A 21,226-nucleotide genomic window follows, 5' to 3' on the forward strand; every position below is an offset into this window, starting at 1 on the left:
TAAACTAATCTATACTTTTTTGATTAAGTCACTGTATACGCTTGCAACTTTACCTTTTATTGGGGCTTCTCGCATTAAGTGAATCGAGAAATTCTCGTTTTGCTTTAAGGGCTTTTTCCAAACCGCGCTCATTGGGGTTGTATAAGCGCGTTCCGGTAAGGCTTTCGGGGAAATATGACTCACCTGCGGCGAACGCATTTGGCTCGTTGTGCGCATAGCGATATCCATTACCATGACCTAACTCTTTCATCAGCGACGTAGGTGCATTGCGCAGATGCATGGGAACAGGCGCATCTGAGGTTTTTCGCGCTAGTGCTTTGGCTTCACTAAACGCCATATATACGGCGTTACTTTTTGCTGCTAGTGCGCAATACACCGCAGCTTGTGCGATAGCGCGCTCGCCTTCAGCAGGACCTACCCGATGAAACGTATCCCAAGCGTTGATGCACAGCTGCATGGCGCGTGGATCGGCATTACCGATATCTTCCGATGCAATCGCTAAAAGGCGTCTACCTACATAAAGTGCGTCGCCGCCTCCATCTAGAATTCTTGCATACCAATATAAAGCTGCATCGGGGTCTGAACCCCTAACCGATTTGTGAAATGCAGAAATTAAATCGTAGAAGGTATCGCCTTTGTTATCATAACTGGCAACTTTTTCACCTACAGCGTGTTCAATGTCGCTTACCGTGATTTCTTTAGTACTAGTAAAATCAGCGGCAAGCTCTAAATACGTTAAAAGACGTCGTGCGTCGCCACCACTTAAGTCAATCAGCGCATTTCTTGCCGTTTCATCAATACCCAGCAGTCTTTCACCAAGGCCTTTTTCGGTATCACTTAATGCTCTGTCAATAAGTTCAGATAGCGCGTGTTGTTCTAGTGTCTTTAGTACGTACACACGAACACGTGATAATAACGCTTTATTTAATTCAAACGACGGATTTTCTGTCGTAGCCCCAATAAACGTTACTACGCCAGATTCTACAAAGGGAAGAAACGCGTCCTGCTGACTTTTGTTAAATCGATGTACCTCGTCAACAAACAACAAGGTTCGCTGCTTAAAACGGGCGTTCTCTTCAGCTGTATCCATTGCCGCTCTGATGTCTTTTATCCCAGAAGTCACGGCTGAAATGCGTAAAACAGACGCATTGGTATACTGTGCGATAAGCTCTGCAAGTGTAGTTTTACCGGTGCCAGGTGGGCCCCATAAAATCATGGAGTGGCAATGACCCGCTTCTACCATTTTACGAAGTGGTTTGCCCTCGCCTAATAAATGATCTTGCCCACTGTACTGTTCAATAGTTACAGGGCGCATGCGCGCCGCTAAAGGAACAAATTCTTGATTAACGCTGGTCATCAATTATGAAGCTATCTGGAATTTCAACTGAGAAGGTGTCGGCAGGCACAGGAAAACGTGTCTCAATATTGTTGAAGACTAGGGTGCTTACTTGCTGCTGAGCATCAAGCATATCAAGCGACGTAAGCTCGTTTTCTTGATTGAACGTCAGGGTTAGCGCAACAATTTGTCCCCCTGCTTCCTTTGGCGAAATTTGATAGCGTTCTTCACTATCACTTATTGTGTTGCCAGCTGCTGACGCATGTTTTGTTTTATTGATTGAAAATGAAGACCATGTCGCCTCGTCGGTAGAAGTAAGCAAAACAATGGGGTTATCTTTAATTGCGTTTGCTTGCGACAGCACAGTCACTTGTTCTACAAACGTATCGACGTTCCAAACCGCTTCGCCATCTGCGACCAACAGTGTTTCGTCAGGAAAGGTGGTCTCCCAGCGCAATTTGTTAGGACGTGTCATGGTAAGTGTACCCTGCGCTTCGTGAACTACGTTTTGCTGGGCATCAACCACGGTTTGAGCGAAACCTGCTCTAAACTGCTTCATATTGCTAAGCAAAGCTTGCAGCGATGCGCTGGCTGCAGCACTTGAGTCCTGTTCAGCACTTGGATCCGCAAGCGCGTTATCTTCATGTTTTTTTAGATTGTTGGTATCTTGGTCTGAAAATGAAACTAACGTTGCTTCATTTGGGTTGTGCGCATCATTTTGTGCTGCATTAGCAACGTGCAAACTGTCGCCCAACATACTTACGCCAGCAATGGCACTTACTAAATAAACCGAAACTGCTTTATTCATTTATTCAATCCGTTCGTTATTCTTTGTGAGGCGGAGGTGCAAGTACCTCACGGTTACCGTTGTGCCCCTGTGCACTTACGACCCCACTCATTTCCATTTGTTCAACTAATCGCGCGGCGCGGTTGTAACCAATTCTAAATTTGCGTTGCACGCTAGACACACTTGCGCGACGTGTTTCAGTCACAAACGCCACAGCCTCATCGTAAAACGCATCGAACTCTTGGTCTTCGCCTTCAGGTTGTTCGCCTGGCAATAGTACTTCGGCTGTTGCTTCGCCATTTAGAATTTCATCAATATAATCCGGCTTGCCTCGCTTCTGCCAATCGGCAACAACGGCGTGAACTTCATGGTCATCAACAAACGCACCATGAACCCGCGTAGGTACAGGGCTACCCGGCGGTAAATACAGCATGTCACCCATACCAAGTAAGGTTTCGGCACCTTGTTGGTCCAAAATAGTTCTTGAATCAATTTTACTTGAAACTTGGAATGCACAACGGGTTGGAATATTAGCTTTAATAAGGCCGGTAATTACGTCTACAGATGGGCGCTGAGTGGCAAGAATAAGGTGAATTCCGGCGGCACGGGCTTTTTGCGCAATACGCGCAATAAGTTCTTCTACTTTTTTACCCACAATCATCATCATGTCGGCAAATTCGTCAACTACCACTACTATCGCAGGAAGTTTTTCTAGGTCCGGTGCCTCTGCATCCATACTCTCTTCATTCTTCCAAAGTGGGTCTTTAATTGGCGTACCATTTGCAATGGCTTCGGTAACTTTGGCGTTATAGCCCTTAAGATTACGCACCCCTAAAGCGCTCATTAAGCGATAGCGGCGCTCCATCTCACCCACACACCAACGAAGCGCATTCGCGGCTTCTTTCATGTCTGTCACCACTTCAGCGAGCAAGTGAGGAATACCTTCATACACTGAAAGCTCAAGCATTTTGGGGTCGATCATGATCATGCGCACGTCTTCAGGCGTGCTCTTGTAAAGCAAGCTAAGAATCATGACGTTTACACCCACTGACTTACCCGAGCCCGTTGTACCCGCTACAAGTAAGTGAGGCATTTTCGCCAAATCAACAACCACTGGCTTGCCTGATATATCTGCGCCCAGCACCATGGTAAGAGGTGACTTGTTCGACTGGAATGTGTCGCAACTTATTACTTCACTTAAGCGTACCATTTCGCGCTTTTTGTTAGGAAGTTCAAGGCCGATAACTGACTTGCCAGGAATTACTTCTACCACACGTACTGAAATTGCTGACATGGCACGTGCTAAATCTTTAGAAAGCCCAGTAATTTTGCTTACTTTTACGCCAGGCGCCAAATCAAGCTCAAATCGGGTGATTACAGGCCCAGGGAAAACTCCCACCACAGTCGCTTCAATATTAAAGTCAGCAAGCTTTTCTTCTACAAGGCGAGAAATACCGTCTATTTCTTCTTGCGTTAGCGGGTTCTCGTGTTTATCAGCACGTTCCAATAAATCAAATGAAGGCATAGGGGGAAGGTCGTGATCAATCTCCCCTGCCCTCGCTTTTACGGGTTTTGCCCCTAACGCGGCTGAAGTAAATGTTTGAGCTGCTTGTGTTTGCGCTGGTGGCGTAGCCGAAGATGTTTGCTGCACTTCGCTTTTTTCGTAAGCATATTCAGCGTTGCTTGTATCGCTAACGTCTATCTTGTTAGAAGCGGCTGGGGGCTTACTTCCCGTTTCATACGGTAAGTCTTCGTCAAACTCTTCGAAGTCGTCAAAATTGATGTGGGGGCTTTGTTGAACCTGACTGCTTGGCTCTTCGTCTTGATGACTATCGCTTTGTAAAGGCGCAGGCTCTTCTTGATTAGATTTGCCAAACCCGACTTTGTCTTTCAAACTGCCTGTAACCGCATCACGCATTCCAGATAAAGAAAAGCCCGCCTTCTTTGTATCAGGCTCTGTGTCACTGATATCAGTCTGAACTTCACTTTCTGGCAAATGCGTAGATGCATTTTCAGGTGCTGTAGCATTACTTGCTGAATCGTATGTGTAGAACGGTGGCTCATCATTCAGATCATCAATACCAAACGTTGGTTCATTACGGGTATTAACAACGTTTTGAGCATGTGGCTGCTGAACATCTGTGGTCGATGCTAAAGGCTCCGCTCGCATGCTTGTTATATCAAGCTCGGCGCTATCGCTACCTTCTTGGACCGTAGACTTGTTAGACAATGCCAAACGAGGCATTTCCAGGGCTAAAAGATTTTGTGGTGCAGATAAGGTCTTACGGCCTAACCACAACGCTCCTTCACCCAATCGATCTATAATGGTTAACCAGCTAATGCCGGTGAGTAAAGTGAAGCCTGTACAAAAAAAGCAAAGCAGCAATAATATTGTGCCTGCAGTGTTGAAGTACGGCACTAGCGCTGAACTAATGACGTCTCCAACGAAGCCGCCAGCGGAAAAGTTGTAAATGTCATCAAAATTAATGCTAGCGATTCCCGAGGCTCCAAGCGCCATTAGCAAGCCACCGATTATACGCAAACCAATTGTAAGGTAGTCGAACTCATCTAACTCTTTAATATGCTGAAATAAAAACCAGCCCAAAAACGCTGAGCCAAACGGCAGCAAAAATGCCAAAAATCCGAATGAAAAGAGCAATAGGTCGGCTACCCATGCGCCGGTTGCACCAACCCAGTTGTGTACGTCAAGTTGCAGGCCAGCTTGGCTCCAACCTGGATCCCCTGGATGAAAAGATACTAGTGCCAGCAATAAGAAAAAGGCGAAAACACAGGCGATAATCATACCTGCTTCCCACACTCGCTGAACCCCTGTTAATCGCGCCATAACCCTAAAAAACCTTCAAAATTCCATCGCATGTGCTATCACATTAAACGATGTGCTAAAAGCAACAAAGAGCTTAGCGAACTCTTTGCTATTCCTACATAATTGTTATTATTTGTTTAATTTTTCAATGAGTGAATGAGCACTATGAGCAATAACTCACTCATCTAAACTGTATTTATGCTAGCTGTATTTTCCTAAGCCAAACACAAACACTGTATTTTTGCACAGCCTACCACAAAAACACGCTAATGAGCCATGCTTTCATTACTTCAAATTAATGCGTAACGACGACGTACTTTTTACTTCTTCCATCACCACGTAGGTACGAGACTCACTTACGCCTGGCAGTCGCAACAGAGTATCACCGAGCAGTTTTCGATAACTTCCCATATCTGCCACGCGCGCCTTCAATAGAAAATCAAAGTCGCCAGACACCAAATGGCATTCTTGTATATCGTCATGCAACTTCACCGCAGCAGAAAATTCTGCAAAGATATCTACAGAAGTTTTTGTAAGTGTTATCTCTACAAATACCAACATAGCCGCACCCAGTTTTTCGGGGTCAACAACAGCATGATAACCTTTAATATATCCCTGAGCCTCTAGTCTCTTCACTCTTTCAAGGCAAGGGCTTGGGCTTAAACCAACTTCTTTCGCAAGTTCAACGTTTGAAATACGGCCATTCTTCTGCAGCTGTACCAAGATATTCCTGTCTATACGGTCAAGGTGCTTGGGGGTCTTTACCAACATATTTAATATTTCATAAATGACATTTTAAAGAATTATATTCTACAAATGCCTTTTCTTCAGCAGATAGTTCGTTTTTTAATGGCGTATACTCCGCGAATATGTTTATGGGTTGTAAAAAATCTAAAACAAAGTTCAACCAGAGCCGTTTAGAAGCTCGCGATAAAATTGAGGACTATGCATGTTAGTTGGTGTACCTAAAGAGATTAAGAACCACGAGTACCGCGTTGGCTTGACGCCAGCAGCGGTAAAAGAATTCGTTAGCCATGGTCACAGCGTTTTAGTAGAAACTAAAGCTGGCGACGCTATTGGTTTCACCGACGAAATGTATGTAGAAGCAGGCGCAGCGATCGCTTCAAATGCTGAGCAGGTATTTGCCGACGCTGAAATGATTGTGAAAGTGAAAGAGCCGCAGCCTAACGAATGTAAAATGCTTCGCAAAGGCCAAACGCTTTACACTTACCTGCACCTTGCTCCAGACCCAACGCAAACCAAGCTGCTTGTTGAATCTGGTGCTACTTGTATCGCGTATGAAACGGTAACCGACGATCGCGGCGGCCTTCCATTACTAGCGCCAATGAGTGAAGTAGCGGGTCGTATGTCTGTTCAAGCAGGTGCGCACTACTTAGAAAAGGCTCACGGTGGTAGCGGCACCCTTCTAGGCGGCGTACCAGGTGTAGCCCCAGGCAAAGTACTGGTAATTGGTGGTGGTGTTGTTGGTATTAATGCAGCGAAGATGGCACTTGGCCTTGGCGCTGATGTGACACTTCTAGACCGTTCACTACCTCGCCTTCGTCAATTAGACGATATATTTAATGGCCAAGTAAAGACCGTTTACTCGACAGTGGACGCCATTGAACACTACTCGTCGAAAGCTGATCTTGTTATAGGTGCAGTACTTATTCCTGGCGCAGCAGCGCCTAAATTGCTAACCCGTGAGCACATTGTCGCAATGAAACCAGGCTCAGTTCTTGTTGATGTCGCAATTGACCAAGGCGGTTGTTTTGAAACGTCTAAAGCCACAACGCACCAAGACCCAGTTTATATGGTTGACGATGTAGTACATTACTGTGTTGCTAACATGCCAGGTGGCGTTGCTCGCACGTCTACTATGGCGCTTAACAACGCAACGTTACCATTTGGACTAGCGCTTGCTAACAAAGGCCCAGCTAAAGCTATGCTTGAAGACAAGCACTTGCTTAATGGTCTAAACGTTCATGAAGGTAAAGTAACGTACAAAGCGGTTGTAGACGCGCTAGGTGAAGAGTTAGGTCTAACTTATACTCCAGCAGAAGTCGCGCTTAAGGGCGAATAATCTCGGACTGAGATAATGTAACCTATAATCTGAATGCACAAAAAAAGCTCGGTATGTGAGAACCACATCCGAGCTTTTTTGTACGTGAGGCTTTTTTTGGCCACTATTCCCTGCTAAAAGGCTTAGCCATTAATTGACGCGTTTACGTCTTTTAATACTGCAATTGGGTCGTCAGCTTTAGTGATAGGACGGCCCATTACTAAGTAACTTACACCCGCTTTCATGGCATCTGGCGGTGTCATTACACGTTTTTGATCGCCTGCATCTACCCCTACAGGACGAATCCCTGGGGTTACCAATAAGAAATCGTCATTGTGTCTTTCACGCAACGCAATGGCTTCTTGTGCAGAACACACAATACCGTCTAGCCCCGCTTTTTCCGTTAGTGCAGCAAGGCGCAGCACTTGCTGTTCTGGCGTTACGCCGCTTACAACATCTGCTAGCTGAGATTCATCCATGCTAGTTAACACAGTAACAGCAATTAGCTTGGTTTGAGGGTTACTGCTGTTTGCAATTGCCTCTTTGGCAGCTTGCATCATTGGCAAACCGCCAGAGGCATGTACATTTACCATCCAAACACCTAACTCTGCCGCTGCTTTGCAGGCTTTAGCTACAGTATTTGGAATATCGTGAAATTTAAGGTCTAAGAAAACGTCAAAACCTTTTTCAATTAGCGCTTTGACAAATTCTGGACCAAACAAGGTGAACATCTCTTTGCCCACTTTTAGCTTGCACAAGCTTGAGTCTAATCTGTCTACAAACGCCAATGCAGCGTCTTTATTGTCATAGTCTAAAGCAACAATAACGCGTGGGTCATGCATGTTCTTTTATTCTCCGTCTAGCCCTTTGATAGGTTTCACTACGCCCCACTTTTTACAGCTCGGACATAACCAATATAATTTTCGGCCTGAAAAGCCACAGCTGCCGCAGCGGTATTTAGGGCGCTGTAACATCTGCTTTTCAACTAATTCTTTTAATAGGCGTAAACTGTCTGCCGTGGTTTTATCTGACAATTGATCGATATAAAGCCCCATCAGGGTTTTAAAACCGCGCATTGTCGGGCGTTTACGCAATTGCTCTAGCAGATATTCTGCTGCTTGCGCTGTTTCACCACGCTTCATTAACACATCGACCATGGCGAGATAAGATGTCGCACACTCTTGCCAATGCGCTTCCAAGTTTTTTTGGAAGCTTTCCCAGTCGCCCGTTTCTTCTGCTATTTTTTCAAGACTCGGCACAGCTTCGCTAAACCAGTTAATGTCACGCTCGGCTACTTGGGTGAAATAAGCGTTGGCGTCGGTAAAACGTTTTTGATTCAGTGCAATATCGCCTAGCATCAACCACGGTCTCACCGCATGTTCATCAGCATTAACGGCTTTCTGAAGTAAGGTTAGTGCAGCGCCTTGGCTATCATTTTTTAACTCAACCGAAGCTTGTTCACAATAAAAATGCGCCAAACGTTCACACACATCGTCGTTGTCACCATGACACTGTACCATGCGCTCTGCCAGCTCTATGGCCCTGTCCCACTCTTTGGTCGTTTGGTAAATACTGAAAAGTTGTTGTTGTGCAACTAGGTAATGCTTTTCGCTGTTTAATAATTGAAGAAAAGCGTTCTCGGCTCGCTCTAAAAAACCAGCCTGGGTGTAGTCGTGACCGAGTTCTCTTAGCGCGTTTTCACGTTGGGCAGGTTGAAGTTCATCACGGCTAACTAAGTTTTGATGCACTTTAATCGCGCGGTCTATTTCACCGCGATGACGAAAAAAGCTACCCATCGCAATGTGTGTCTCTACCGTATCGCTGTTCACGTTGATCATCTTTATTAACGTGTCGACCGCCTTGTCGGGCTGATCTGAAAGGAGAAAATTAAGGCCCTTATAATAGTGCTTAGAAAGGATGCTGGACTGTTTTCGCTGCGCTTGGCGGACACTATTACGGCCCATTATCCAACCGTATCCTGCCGCAACAGGCAAAAGGAGAAACAGCAGTTCGAGCATTAGTGTTCTTGTTCCAATCTCTGTATTTTAGATTGCGCAGACATAAGCTGAACGCGTAAGCGTAGCCAACTCATCAGCATGATTAGGATTCCAATCCCAACGCCAATAGACAGTGTAATAGCAATTAGTGTTGATAAGCGTATGTTTGCCTGCGCTATCAGATAATTAACTGTGATTTGCATTTCATTTTGCGAACCCACAACAAAAGCGATGGCAAGCAACAATAAAACGATAAGAAAAACTAAGATCCCTTTCAACACTAAGCCCTTTTTATTGATTTATTTACAAGAATAGCAAAATGCGAAAAGAGATAACACAAAAAGCGTGTGCGATTTGATGTTATGCGGACTGGTATTAAGCCGCGCCTTCGCCATCTAGGTCTTTTCGTTCGGCTTTGGCGATTAAATTGTCTATCACCAAGTCGTGATGTAGGGCAGACATGTTGGTAATGAATATGCAGTGGGTGTAGCCAGCTTGCATCGTTTCTAACTTGTCATACATGGCTTTATCTAGTTTTGACAACTGAGCTAAGCGTTTTTTTGTTAAAGGCGTCGTTGCACCGTGGCATCGAACAGCAGTCACATCAGTAGCGCTTAACTGAATTTTTTCATCGTCTAGCTGGCTTTTAATCTGTGTGCGTAGTTTAGAAAATAAAAAATCCCGCTCTTTAATATACACTAATCTGCTGTCGCTTTTTCTCACGCAGTGAATCACTAACGCTTGTTCGGATGTTTCTTTAAACATCGCTTCTAAAATTTGAGATTTGGGCTTAGCCTGCCCTTTATCGGCAAAAAAACCATGAAGCGGAATTATGTTTTGTGTACGGGAAAAAGGGTATAGGTCGTCTGACGTTTCACTTTGATATACTGTTTTTAGCCTGTCTAACGTGAAACGATTCATCACACAAAGTACCGACAATGACGGCATATGTCGCACCGCTAATTCCCATATATACCTATGCGTCGAGCGTTGGATACGAGCAATATCTCTCACTTTAAAATAAGCGGTATTCTCTTCCACCATATGATCGACATTAGAGCTCACCTTTGCTTTTCGTGTATCTTCGACAAGACAAAGCCTTACAACACCGGTTTCTGCTTGGTAGTTTACTACTTTGTACTTTTCGCCCTTAATCCTAAGGTCTGGCACTGAAACGCGAATTTCGTTTTGTAAATCGCTATGCGGTGGCACGAGCAATTTCATCCCGCTTGCGCTTAAATCCGATACTCGTGCATCAATAGATGTTAGCAGACCAACTCTTATCGAAGCAGGTTTATCTATGACGTAGCGCGTTTCACAACGTCTATCTAAATCCTCCTCCATCACGTAATCGATATGCCAGTTGTTACCGCTCGCCTTTAACGTTTTCGATAGAGGTTTAAAATCGCACTTTGCTGAGAGCGTTAAATTTGTTAAATACGCCGAGACATCTTTGCAGTAAAGTACGTGAGAAATTTGCGCAAGCTGCTCAAATTCCTTACTGGCAATATCGTGAATAGCAAAGGCCTTTTGTTTATCTTCACGCGTAACGGCATCTAAACGGCAATGCGTGCAAATAAAATCGCCACTTTTTGCAAGTAAGTAAACCAGCGCATTGAGCTGTTTTAAACCAAGAAGCTGTCTATGGGTTGCGGTTATTTGCACGTTACCATTTTTGGTTTTGATAATACCGTGAAATACGTACGCTTCGTTGTATTTGCGCAATTCATCTGCAAGTGTCGCAAATATTGGCTTGTCTTGCAGACTCTTTAATAGCTTTTCAGTGTCATTGTGTTCAACGTTTGCTTTAGTAAAGAGTGCAATAACAGGCTTTAGAGACTTTTTCTCAGGGGCAAGAAAAACGGGTAACCATGGGCTGTTTTCGAGAATTCGATCGCGTTCAAGCTCTTGCATGGCACGCTCTATTTCCAAATCTCTTTGTAGCGGCTGTTTATGGGCTGTAATTGCTACGTAGCGCTTTAGCGTTGCAATAAACGCTTCGTCAATATCATCTTGGAATACAAATGATGTCTCATATTTCCCTAGATGCTTATTATACTTTACCGATTCAAGCTCTAACGTAATTTCAGTGGGCTCTTTTGTTAAGCCTTTCACTTCAGGAAAAGTAAACGTAATGATATCGCCCGTTGAAGCATTGGGCGGCCTTTTTGTTTCAAGCGCAATGCCTCTATTCGACATAGAGCTTATGGAGCAATGTCGGCCTTTCTCAAAATCTGGCGAAGAAATGGTGAAATTGGGGCGTATGGCAATGTCATCCCCAAAGTCAATGTCGGTGAAAGATTGACTCTCTACATTAAATGCATCGACTATCTTTTTGAATTGTTCTTTCTTGATTTGATTTTGATAGAAGTCTGAGTTCATAACTGACTCAAACACCCCGACGGTATATCTATCTTGATAAAGTGACGTTTCGTTTTTAAGTATTTGAGCACCCACTTTATCAAGGCGCATTTGAACCCCGAAATGTTTAAATTTCATCACGGGAAATTGGGCGAAGGCAGAATTATCAGCAGGAGCGTCCGTTAGAGAAGTCAATCGGACGACCTCTTCTTTCACTATTTTACGGACACTACTAGGGAGGCGCTTCGAAAACTTATTAATTCCTTCTAGCAGCTTATTTTGCTGTTCGTAAGGAATCAACGCGCGAATGAGCGGCTGGTACTGTTTAATTATTGCTTGGTCATCGCCGGCTGACATTACTTCTGTGAATACCGTTTTTTATTATTTGAACAATATATAACCCTATTTAAGCCGGGGTCAACAGGTATTAAAAATTAAACTAAAGTATAGTGAAATTTTTACTGAGTTTTTATCACACCAAGGTGAGGTCACTTCGCGCGTTCAATGGAGAGCTTTATATTTCAGACACAAAAAAGCCGCTTTGCAGCGGCTTTTAAAAATGCATTATGCGATTGAGGCGTCTACCCTCTCGCGAAGCTCTTTACCTGGTTTGAAGTGCGGTACATATTTACCGTCTAGCTTAACCGTTTCACCCGTCTTAGGGTTTCTACCAACGCGCGGAGCGCGGTAGTGAAGAGAAAAGCTACCGAACCCTCTAATTTCAATACGCTCGCCTTTTTGAAGGGTTTGCGCCATTTGTTCAAGAAGTTCTTTTATCGCCAGTTCGAGTTCTTTCGCCGGAATGTGACGCGCTTGATCCGCGAGCCGTTCAATTAATTCAGACTTGGTCATGTTTAACCTCATTGTCAATATTATTGTTTAAACAGCTATCGCGAATTGGGTGTGCAATTGCACACCCACAAAAGCATTATTCGCCTTTAGCAGCTTTGAATGCTTCTGCCATCGCGTTAGCGAAACCAACATCTTCTTGTTGGTTAACTTTATCGATAGCTTCTTTTTCGTCAGCCTGATCTTTCGCTTTAACAGATAGGTTAACAGTGCGGTTCTTACGGTCAACGCCCATGAACTTCGCTTCAATGCTATCACCAACGCTTGCTACTTCAGTTGCGTCTTCAACACGCTCAACAGCAAGATCTGCAACGCGGATGTAGCCGTCAACTTCTTCAGCTAGGTTTACAGTAACGCCTTTCGCATCAACTGCTGTTACTGTACCAGTAACGATAGCACCTTTCTTGTTATCTGTCAGATACTTGTTGAAAGGATCTTCTTCAATTTGCTTAACGCCAAGAGAGATACGCTCACGCTCTGGGTCGACTTGTAGTACAACTGCAGAGATTTCATCGCCTTTCTTGTAGTCGCGAACTGCGTCTTCACCAGACTTGTTCCAGCTGATGTCAGAAAGGTGAACTAGACCGTCGATGCCGCCGTCAAGACCGATGAAGATACCGAAGTCAGTGATTGACTTGATCTTACCAGACACTTTGTCACCTTTTTCGTGTGACTCAGCAAATGTTTCCCAAGGGTTAGCAATGCACTGCTTAAGACCTAGAGAAATACGACGACGCTCTTCGTCAATTTCAAGAACCATTACATCTACAGTGTCACCTAGGTTAACAACTTTAGATGGGTGGATGTTCTTGTTAGTCCAATCCATTTCAGAAACGTGTACAAGACCTTCAACGCCGTCTTCGATTTCAACGAAGCAGCCGTAATCAGTAAGGTTAGTAACCTGACCGTTGATCTTAGTACCTTCTGGGTAACGAGACGCAATTTCTTGCCATGGATCGTTGCCCATTTGCTTCATTCCAAGAGAAACACGTTGCTTCTCTTTGTCGAACTTAAGTACTTTAACGTTGATTTCGTCACCAACATTCACGATTTCACTTGGGTGCTTAACGCGCTTCCAAGCCATATCTGTGATGTGTAGAAGACCGTCTACGCCACCAAGGTCAACGAACGCACCGTAATCGGTAAGGTTCTTAACGATACCCTTGATTTCATGACCTTCTTCAAGGTTAGCAAGAAGCGTTTCGCGCTCTGCGCTGCTTTCTGCTTCGATAACTGCACGACGAGAAACAACAACGTTGTTACGCTTAGCGTCTAGCTTGATAACTTTGAACTCAAGCTCTTTGCCTTCAAGGTGCGTAGTGTCACGTACTGGACGTACGTCAACAAGAGAACCAGGTAGGAACGCGCGTACACTGTTAACTTCAACAGTGAAACCGCCTTTAACTTTACCGTTGATAACGCCTTTAATAGTAGCTTTATCTTCGTAAGCTTTTTCCAGCTCAACCCACGCTTCGTGACGCTTCGCTTTTTCGCGAGAAAGGATAGTTTCACCGAAACCATCTTCAACTGCATCTAGTGCAACGTCTACTTGGTCACCGATAGCGATTTCTAGTTCGCCTTCAGCGTTTTTGAATTGGTCAGCTGGGATAGCACTTTCTGATTTCAAGCCTGCGTCAACAAGAACGATGTCTTTGTCGATAGAAACAACAGTACCTTTTACAATTGAACCAGGACGTGTTTCTAGTTCTTGTAAGCTTTCTTCAAAAAGTTGTGCAAAATTTTCAGTCATAAGTCTCAAATAACTTTTAAGTTGATATCCACGCTTCTTATCCGGATAACGCGGGGTTATTAAAATTAGTCGCCACTTCCTGTAGCAACACTGCTTTGGATGCGATCAGCTCTCGTCATTAAAGGCGTGAGGAAATAATATCCATCGCTTTTTCAAAGACTTGGTCAATATCCAAGTCTGTTGAATCTATAATTACTGCATCTTCAGCCGGTACCAAAGGAGCAACCGCACGTTGTGTATCGCGCTCGTCTCTCGCCTTAATATCGGTTAAAAGGCGCGCAATATTAACATCCATGCCCTTTGCTTTCAACTGGCTATACCGGCGTTCAGCACGAGCTTCTGCGCTTGCCGTTAGGAAAATCTTAACGGGCGCATCTGTAAATACCACTGTCCCCATGTCGCGACCATCGGCAACAAGACCGGGGTCCTGTTGGAAAGCGCGTTGTCTACGAAGCAATGCTTCACGAACACGAGGTAGGGCTGCAACTTTTGACGCTACCGCGCCAACTTCTTCAGTGCGAATATCGTCAGTAACGTCTTCGCCTTCCAATATTATACGCGTGGTATCGCCATTCGTCTCAAAGCTAACGTCGAGACCGGTTGCTAGAGGAACAACACATTCTTCATCATCACACGGGAGGTCGTGGTGAAGTGCAGCAACTGCTAAAACGCGGTAAATTGCGCCGCTATCTAGAAAGTGCCACCCTAATTTCTTTGCCAGCAAACTACTCAATGTACCTTTGCCTGCACCACTAGGACCGTCAACCGTGACTACGGGTGTGGAATGCATACCTGCTCCATCATTTAAATTACTAAAAATCGCGCGCAATTATACGCTTTAGTTCAAGATAAGCAATGCCACCGCTAATTGGTGGCATCGTACGTTAAGATAATTATATCGCGCATCAACGTTCATTCAGCGATAAGTTAACGCCGTATTTCATTGACTTCCACTAAGTTTATTGTGCGTCGTAAAGTGTTTTAAAGCGCGTAAAATAGTCTGGAAATGTTTTACGTGTGCAGCCGGGATCGTTGATGGTAACTGGGGTGTCGCTTAGTGCAACAAGCGAGAAACACATCGCAATGCGGTGGTCGTTATACGTATCTATTTCAGCATGTCTAAGCGAATCCGTAGGCCACACCTTAATGTAGTCATGCCCCTCTTCCACTTTGGCCCCTAGCTTTTGAAGCTCAGCCGCCATTGCTGCAAGTCGGTCTGTTTCTTTAACACGCCAGTTGTAGATGTTAGTCATGGTCGTTGGACCGTCGGCAAATAACGCGGTGGTCGCAATAGTCATAGCTGCATCAGGGATATGGTTCATATCCATGTCCACGCCTTTAAGCGGTGCACCCGTCACTTCCACATATTCATCACTCCACACTACTTTCGCGCCCATGGCTTCGAGCACGTCAGCAAAGCGAATGTCGCCTTGAATACTGTTTTTTCCAATTCCGGTTACGCGTACCGTACCACCTTTAATGGCGCCGGCTGCAAGGAAGTAAGAAGCTGATGATGCATCGCCTTCTACCATAAATTTACTCGGTGCCACGTACTTTGCGTCACCAGAAACCGTAAAGGTTTGGTAGTTGTCGTTATCGACCGTCACACCAAACTTCGCCATGGTGTCTAGCGTAATATCGATATATGGCTTAGAGACCAATTCGCCTTTAATACGAATAGTCACATCACCTGAAAATAGCGGTGCAGCCATTAAAAGTGCAGTTAAGAACTGGCTAGAAACACTGCCATCTACCGATATTTCACCGCCATTTAAGGTCTTACCCTTAATTTGAAGCGGCGGGAAGCCATCGTTTTTCAGATAGGTAACTTCTGCATCGGCTTCGCGCAGTGCATCTACCAAATCGCCAATTGGGCGCTCTTCCATACGTGGCTCACCCGTTAGCACAGTATCCACATTGCTGGCAGCAAGTGCCGCACATAATGGGCGCATAGCGGTACCGGCATTCCCTAGGAAAAGCTCTAGTGGCTCTGCCACTTCAAATGCACCGCCGTTACCTTGCACAACGCACTGGGTTTTATCTTCGCTAAGGCGATAGCTAATGCCTAACTTCGTTAGTGCGTTTAGCATATGCTCAATGTCTTCGCTGTCTAACAAGTTTGTAAGTTCAGTTTCACCTTCTGCTAACGCAGCAAGTAGTAATGCACGGTTAGACAGACTTTTTGAGCCAGGTACATTGACCTCTCCCGATACTTTTGCAATCGGGTCTAATGTTAACTGCTCCATTTTATCCATTCACTCTTTCAAATTCGCGCATAAACTCAACTAGCGCAACAATGCCTTCTATCGGCATTGCGTTATAAATACTGGCACGCATGCCCCCAACCGAACGATGCCCTTTCAATGCAAGCAATCCTGCGTCTTGTGACTGCTGAAGGAATAATTTATCTAATTCAGGGTTAGCTAAATGGAACGGCACATTCATTTTTGAACGGTTATCTGGGTGTACTTTACTTGAGTAAAAATCAGAACTATCGATGGCAGAATACAATAGCGCGGCTTTTTCAGCGTTGCGTTTCGCCATAGCATCCACTCCCCCCATATCTTTTAACCACTCAAAAACAAGCCCGGCCAGATACCATGAAAAAGTTGGCGGTGTGTTGTACATAGAGTCTGATTTTGCAGCCAACGCATAATCAAAGATAGATGGCGTTTCTTTACGCGCTTTGCCTACTAAGTCTTCACGCACAATGACTACTGACAAACCACTTGGGCCAATATTCTTTTGTGCGCCAGCGTAAATCACGCCGTGTTTTGCCACATCCAAAGGTTGTGACAATATGGTAGAGGACATATCTGATACCAAAGGCACCTTGCCCGACTCAGGTAGCCAATCAAAGGCAATGCCATCAACCGTTTCATTCGGGCAGAAATGGTAATACGCAGCAGATTGGTCAATATCGCTTAACTGTGGCTGCGCAATGTAGTGACAGCCATCTTTTTCAGACACTTCGCCCACAACTTTAGCAGTATTGTATTTGTTCGCCTCGTCAACGGCACCTTTTGACCATGAGCCACTGACTAAATGAAGACTAGTATCGTTGGCGTTTGATAAATTGAGTGGAATGGCGGCAAATTGCCCGCGCCCACCACCATGAGTGAAAAGCACATGGTAATTTGAGGGTATGGACAGCAACTCGCGTAAGTCTTGCTCCGCTTTCGCCGCTATCTCAATGAAGTCTTTGCCGCGATGACTCACTTCCATTACAGAACAGCCAAGGTCGCGCCAGTTTGTGAATTCAGCTTGGGCTTTCTGCATCACTTCTTTTGGAAGCATTGCAGGGCCTGCACAAAAGTTAAAAACCTCTTTCATTGCGTTTTTCAACACCTGTAAAAATAACAAGCGGCAAAAGCCGCTTGTTTGAAAGAACACTGATAATGCGCAGGGCATCAAGCCTGCGCGCTACCCCTACTCTTCTGTCGTTGAGCTATCACCATCTTGTGCGGTGTTTTCTTGCTCTTGAACAGCAGTTTCTGCTTGTTCTGGTGCATCTTCTGAGATGATAGGGTTGCCGTCTTCATCGAATTCCTGCAACTCTTCCACTTCTTCAATGCGTTGTAACCCAACAACGTGTTCACCTTCTACGGTACGTATTAAGCGAACGCCTTGCGTGTTACGGCCTACTACCGACACTTCTCCAACACGGGTACGAACCAGTGTGCCTTGGTCACTAATAAGCATTATTTCGTTGGTTTCGTCTACTTGAACAGCGCCAACCACTTTACCGTTGCGCTCAGAGACCTTGATAGATACAACACCCTGTGTCGCGCGGCTCTTCGCTGGATAGTCTTCTAGCGGCGTACGCTTACCGAAACCATTTTCAGTTGCGGTCAGGATTGGACCATCGCCTTTAGGAACAATAAGTGATACCACTTTTTGACCGTCTTGCAAGCGAATACCACGAACTCCGGTTGCCGTTCTTCCCATAGGACGAAGAGCCAGAAGCTCTTCACCCGTTTCTGGGTCGCGCTTCACTTCACCTGTTTCGCTGTCGCGAAGCTTTTCGTTAAAGCGAACCACTTTACCTGCATCAGAGAAAAGCATGATGTCGTCATCACCGTGGGTGATATCAACGCCAATCAGCTCATCGCCTTCGTTAAGGTTAACGGCGATAATACCGCTTGAACGAGGTCGAGAATATAGGCTTAGATCAGTCTTCTTCACTGTACCATTCGCCGTCGCCATCAATACAAACTTGCCTTCTTCAAATTCTTTAATAGGAAGAATTGCAGTAATACGTTCATTTTCTTCTAGCGGAAGAATGTTAACAATTGGACGTCCGCGTGCGTTACGGCTAGCAAACGGCAATTGATACACTTTCAGCCAATATAAACGGCCACGGGTAGAGAAACACAGAATGTGATCGTGGGTGTTAGCCACAAGCAATTTCTCGATGAAATCTTCATCTTTCATCTTCGTTGCAGACTTACCACGCCCGCCACGGCGCTGTGCTTCGTAGTCTGTTAGTTTTTGATACTTCACATACCCTTCACGAGAAAGCGTAACAACAACGTCTTCCTGCTCAATGAGGTCTTCAATATCAATATCGTGACTTGCTGCTGTAATTTCTGTACGGCGCTCATCACCAAATTCATCGCGAACTTCTTCAAGCTCTTCTTGAATTACTTCCATCAAACGCTCGGGGCTGTTAAGAATGTGAAGTAGCTCAGCAATGATTTCTAGAAGCTGTTTGTATTCTTCAAGGATCTTTTCGTGCTCTAGACCTGTTAGCTTGTGAAGGCGTAGGTCAAGAATGGCTTGTGCTTGCTGCTCGGTAAGATAGTACTTGCCATCGCGAATACCAAATTCTGGCATCAACCAGTCTGGACGTGCAGCGTCATCGCCGGCACGCTCAAGCATTTGAGCAACGTCACCTAAGTCCCAACCTTGTGCAACAAGCGATTTCTTCGCATCCGCAGGGCTTTGCGAAGCTTTAATCAACTCAATAATTGGGTCGATATTGGCAAGCGCAATCGCCAAACCTTCAAGGATATGAGTACGGTCACGTGCTTTGCGTAATTCAAATACAGTACGGCGTGTTACCACTTCACGGCGGTGAAGAATAAAACATTCTAGCGTTTCTTTAAGGTTAAATACCTTAGGCTGACCGTTATCAAGCGCAACCATATTAATACCAAATACCGTTTGAAGTTGGGTATTGGCATATAAATGGTTAAGCAGAACTTCGGCTGATTCATTGCGTTTTACTTCAATGACAATGCGCATGCCGTCTTTATCAGACTCATCACGTAGCGCCGAAATACCTTCGATACGCTTTTCTTTTACTAGTTCAGCGATCTTTTCAATAAGACGCGCTTTATTAACCTGATAAGGAATTTCATTTACAACAATGGTTTCTTTGCCGTTGCCGTCTGTCTCAATTTCCGCTTTAGCACGAAGATAAATTTTACCGCGACCTGTGCGGTAGGCGTCTTCAATACCTTTACGACCGCTGATCATGGCAGCCGTTGGGAAGTCTGGACCTGGGATGTGAGTCATTAGATCGTCAATAGTAATAGACGGATCTTGTATCAATGCAACACAGCCATTAATAACTTCTGTAAGGTTATGCGGCGGAATGTTAGTCGCCATACCTACAGCGATACCTGAAGAGCCGTTTACAAGTAGGTTGGGTACCTTCGTTGGCAATACTTCAGGAATGTGTTCTGTACCATCGTAGTTAGGCACAAAATCAACGGTTTCTTTATCTAAATCGGCTAGAAGTTCGTGTGCAATTTTTGCCATGCGAACTTCGGTATAACGCATCGCAGCAGCTGAGTCGCCATCTACCGATCCGAAGTTACCTTGTCCGTCTACTAGCATATAGCGAAGTGAGAACGGTTGCGCCATACGAACAATAGTGTCGTAAACTGCAGAGTCACCGTGAGGGTGATATTTACCAATTACGTCACCTACCACACGGGCAGATTTTTTATATGGCTTGTTGAAGTCGTTTTTCAGTTCGTTCATTGCGAACAGCACACGACGGTGCACTGGCTTCAAGCCATCTCTTACATCAGGCAAGGCTCGCCCGACAATAACGCTCATCGCGTAATCGAGGTACGAGTTCTTTAACTCTTCCTCAATATTAACGGGGAGGATTTCTTTAGCGTTATCAGACATAAACTGCTTAATCCCTTTATCTTGGTTTGTTCTGCGTTATCCAGCACATTGCTTCACATCATTGTAAAAACAAGGTGTGGGAGCGCACTATTATTATTATGTGGGTCATAATCGTGCTTCGAGTGTACCACTTGATGACAGAATTATGTAGCGCTTAATTACGCTTATTAAGCAACTAAAACACAAGCGATTATTTTTCGTTCACCTAGTGTTATAAAAAGACTAAATCTGCCTAAAAACAGTGAAACACAGACTTAATTTGCGATATCTTAAAAAGAGATAAGTTAAGGATTGTTTTAATCATGACAAACGTCGACCAACAAGAAATAAATAAATTTTCTGAACTTGCCTCACGCTGGTGGGATCCAGAGGGTGAATTCAAACCACTGCACCTAATTAACCCTTTGCGCTTAGACTTCATCAACCAGCACAGTGAAGGGTTATTTGATAAAAAGGTGATTGATATTGGTTGTGGCGGCGGCATCTTAGCGGAATCGATGGCACGTGCAGGTGCAAAGGTCACGGGTTTAGATATGGCAGAAGCGTCGTTAGAAGTGGCCAATCTTCACGGCCTGGAATCAGGGGTTAGCGTTGAGTACGTTTGTTCAACTGCCGAAACATTCGCAGAGGCCAACGCGGGCCAGTTTGACGTGGTAACGTGTATGGAAATGCTTGAACATGTTCCTGACCCTGCATCAGTAGTAATGGCGTGCGCTAAATTAGTAAAACCTGGCGGTCACGTTTTCTTTTCTACATTAAACAGAAATTTGAAATCATACTTAATGGGGATAGTGGGTGCAGAATACGTGCTTAAATTAGTTCCAAAAGGCACGCACGACCACAGCAAGTTCATAAAGCCTTCAGAGCTTATGGCAATGACTGACCAAGCAGGTCTGTTACCAAGAGATATGACAGGCTTACATATGGACCCTATTTCTCAGGGTTTTTATCTTTCGTCTAATAATGTGGACGTTAACTACTTACTATATACAGTAGCGCAAAGTTAATTTAACACTACATATTGGGTTGCGGCGATAATTTAAACACCATATATCGTGTTCACATAAAAATATGTTTCTAAGAATAAATTAATTTTTATGTCGAAGAATTTATTAA

The 21,226-nt window shown here is 44.7% G+C and carries 16 protein-coding genes; 2 read left to right on the forward strand and 14 right to left on the reverse strand.

Annotated features, from left to right (window positions below; genetic code table 11):
• Positions 1-49 precede the first annotated feature (49 nt).
• From ACHUFN_RS18105 to lrp, 4 genes are all read right to left on the reverse strand, one after another.
• Positions 50-1,357, reverse strand: coding sequence for a replication-associated recombination protein A (locus ACHUFN_RS18105; protein WP_394224081.1), 1,308 nt, complete (start codon positions 1,355-1,357; stop codon positions 50-52).
• Entirely contained in the window at positions 1,344-2,144 is an 801-nt protein-coding gene (gene lolA / locus ACHUFN_RS18110; protein WP_394224083.1) for an outer membrane lipoprotein periplasmic chaperone LolA, read from the reverse strand. Before lolA ends, ACHUFN_RS18105 begins: the two co-directional genes overlap by 14 nt.
• Positions 2,145-2,160: 16 nt before the next feature.
• Positions 2,161-4,968, reverse strand: a complete 2,808-nt coding sequence (locus ACHUFN_RS18115) for a DNA translocase FtsK (RefSeq protein ID WP_394224085.1) — start codon at positions 4,966-4,968, stop codon at positions 2,161-2,163.
• Between the two features lie 264 nt (positions 4,969-5,232).
• Positions 5,233-5,718, reverse strand: a complete 486-nt coding sequence (gene lrp / locus ACHUFN_RS18120; RefSeq protein WP_014949635.1) for a leucine-responsive transcriptional regulator Lrp — start codon at positions 5,716-5,718, stop codon at positions 5,233-5,235.
• A gap of 178 nt (positions 5,719-5,896) precedes the next feature.
• Here lrp and ald point away from each other — a divergent pair, with 178 nt between their 5' ends.
• Positions 5,897-7,030, forward strand: a complete 1,134-nt coding sequence (gene ald / locus ACHUFN_RS18125; protein ID WP_394224087.1) for an alanine dehydrogenase — start codon at positions 5,897-5,899, stop codon at positions 7,028-7,030.
• Positions 7,031-7,152: 122 nt separating this feature from the next.
• On the opposite strand, the gene pyrF is transcribed toward ald, so the two are convergent.
• From pyrF to gyrA, 10 genes are all read right to left on the reverse strand, one after another.
• Positions 7,153-7,851 (reverse strand): orotidine-5'-phosphate decarboxylase, encoded by a 699-nt coding sequence (pyrF, locus tag ACHUFN_RS18130; protein ID WP_394224089.1) that lies wholly within the window; start codon positions 7,849-7,851, stop codon positions 7,153-7,155.
• 6 nt (positions 7,852-7,857) lie between these two features.
• On the reverse strand, positions 7,858-9,027 hold the full coding sequence (lapB, locus tag ACHUFN_RS18135; RefSeq protein ID WP_394224090.1) for a lipopolysaccharide assembly protein LapB: 1,170 nt from the start codon (positions 9,025-9,027) through the stop codon (positions 7,858-7,860).
• On the reverse strand, positions 9,027-9,287 hold the full coding sequence (locus tag ACHUFN_RS18140) for a LapA family protein (protein WP_394224091.1): 261 nt from the start codon (positions 9,285-9,287) through the stop codon (positions 9,027-9,029). The genes lapB and ACHUFN_RS18140 overlap by 1 nt, the downstream gene beginning before the upstream one ends.
• 94 nt (positions 9,288-9,381) lie before the next feature.
• Positions 9,382-11,724: a PilZ domain-containing protein gene (locus ACHUFN_RS18145; RefSeq protein ID WP_394224093.1), complete on the reverse strand. Its 2,343-nt coding sequence runs from the start codon at positions 11,722-11,724 to the stop codon at positions 9,382-9,384.
• Between the two features lie 207 nt (positions 11,725-11,931).
• A complete protein-coding gene (ihfB, locus tag ACHUFN_RS18150; protein WP_014949641.1) occupies positions 11,932-12,219 on the reverse strand; it encodes an integration host factor subunit beta in 288 nt (95 codons plus the stop codon).
• Between the two features lie 76 nt (positions 12,220-12,295).
• Entirely contained in the window at positions 12,296-13,966 is a 1,671-nt protein-coding gene (gene rpsA / locus ACHUFN_RS18155; RefSeq protein ID WP_014949642.1) for a 30S ribosomal protein S1, read from the reverse strand.
• A 118-nt stretch (positions 13,967-14,084) separates the two neighbouring features.
• On the reverse strand, positions 14,085-14,756 hold the full coding sequence (cmk, locus tag ACHUFN_RS18160; RefSeq protein ID WP_394224094.1) for a (d)CMP kinase: 672 nt from the start codon (positions 14,754-14,756) through the stop codon (positions 14,085-14,087).
• A 169-nt stretch (positions 14,757-14,925) separates the two neighbouring features.
• Positions 14,926-16,212, reverse strand: a complete 1,287-nt coding sequence (aroA, locus tag ACHUFN_RS18165) for a 3-phosphoshikimate 1-carboxyvinyltransferase (RefSeq protein ID WP_394224096.1) — start codon at positions 16,210-16,212, stop codon at positions 14,926-14,928.
• 1 nt (position 16,213) lies between these two features.
• Entirely contained in the window at positions 16,214-17,299 is a 1,086-nt protein-coding gene (gene serC, locus ACHUFN_RS18170; protein WP_394224098.1) for a 3-phosphoserine/phosphohydroxythreonine transaminase, read from the reverse strand.
• 96 nt (positions 17,300-17,395) lie between these two features.
• A complete protein-coding gene (gene gyrA / locus ACHUFN_RS18175) occupies positions 17,396-20,110 on the reverse strand; it encodes a DNA topoisomerase (ATP-hydrolyzing) subunit A (RefSeq protein ID WP_394224100.1) in 2,715 nt (904 codons plus the stop codon).
• A gap of 302 nt (positions 20,111-20,412) precedes the next feature.
• Here gyrA and ubiG point away from each other — a divergent pair, with 302 nt between their 5' ends.
• Positions 20,413-21,117, forward strand: a complete 705-nt coding sequence (gene ubiG / locus ACHUFN_RS18180) for a bifunctional 2-polyprenyl-6-hydroxyphenol methylase/3-demethylubiquinol 3-O-methyltransferase UbiG (protein ID WP_394224102.1) — start codon at positions 20,413-20,415, stop codon at positions 21,115-21,117.
• Positions 21,118-21,226 lie beyond the last annotated feature (109 nt).

Source organism: Alteromonas gracilis (assembly GCF_043642145.1).
Taxonomy (GTDB): domain Bacteria; phylum Pseudomonadota; class Gammaproteobacteria; order Enterobacterales; family Alteromonadaceae; genus Alteromonas; species Alteromonas gracilis_B.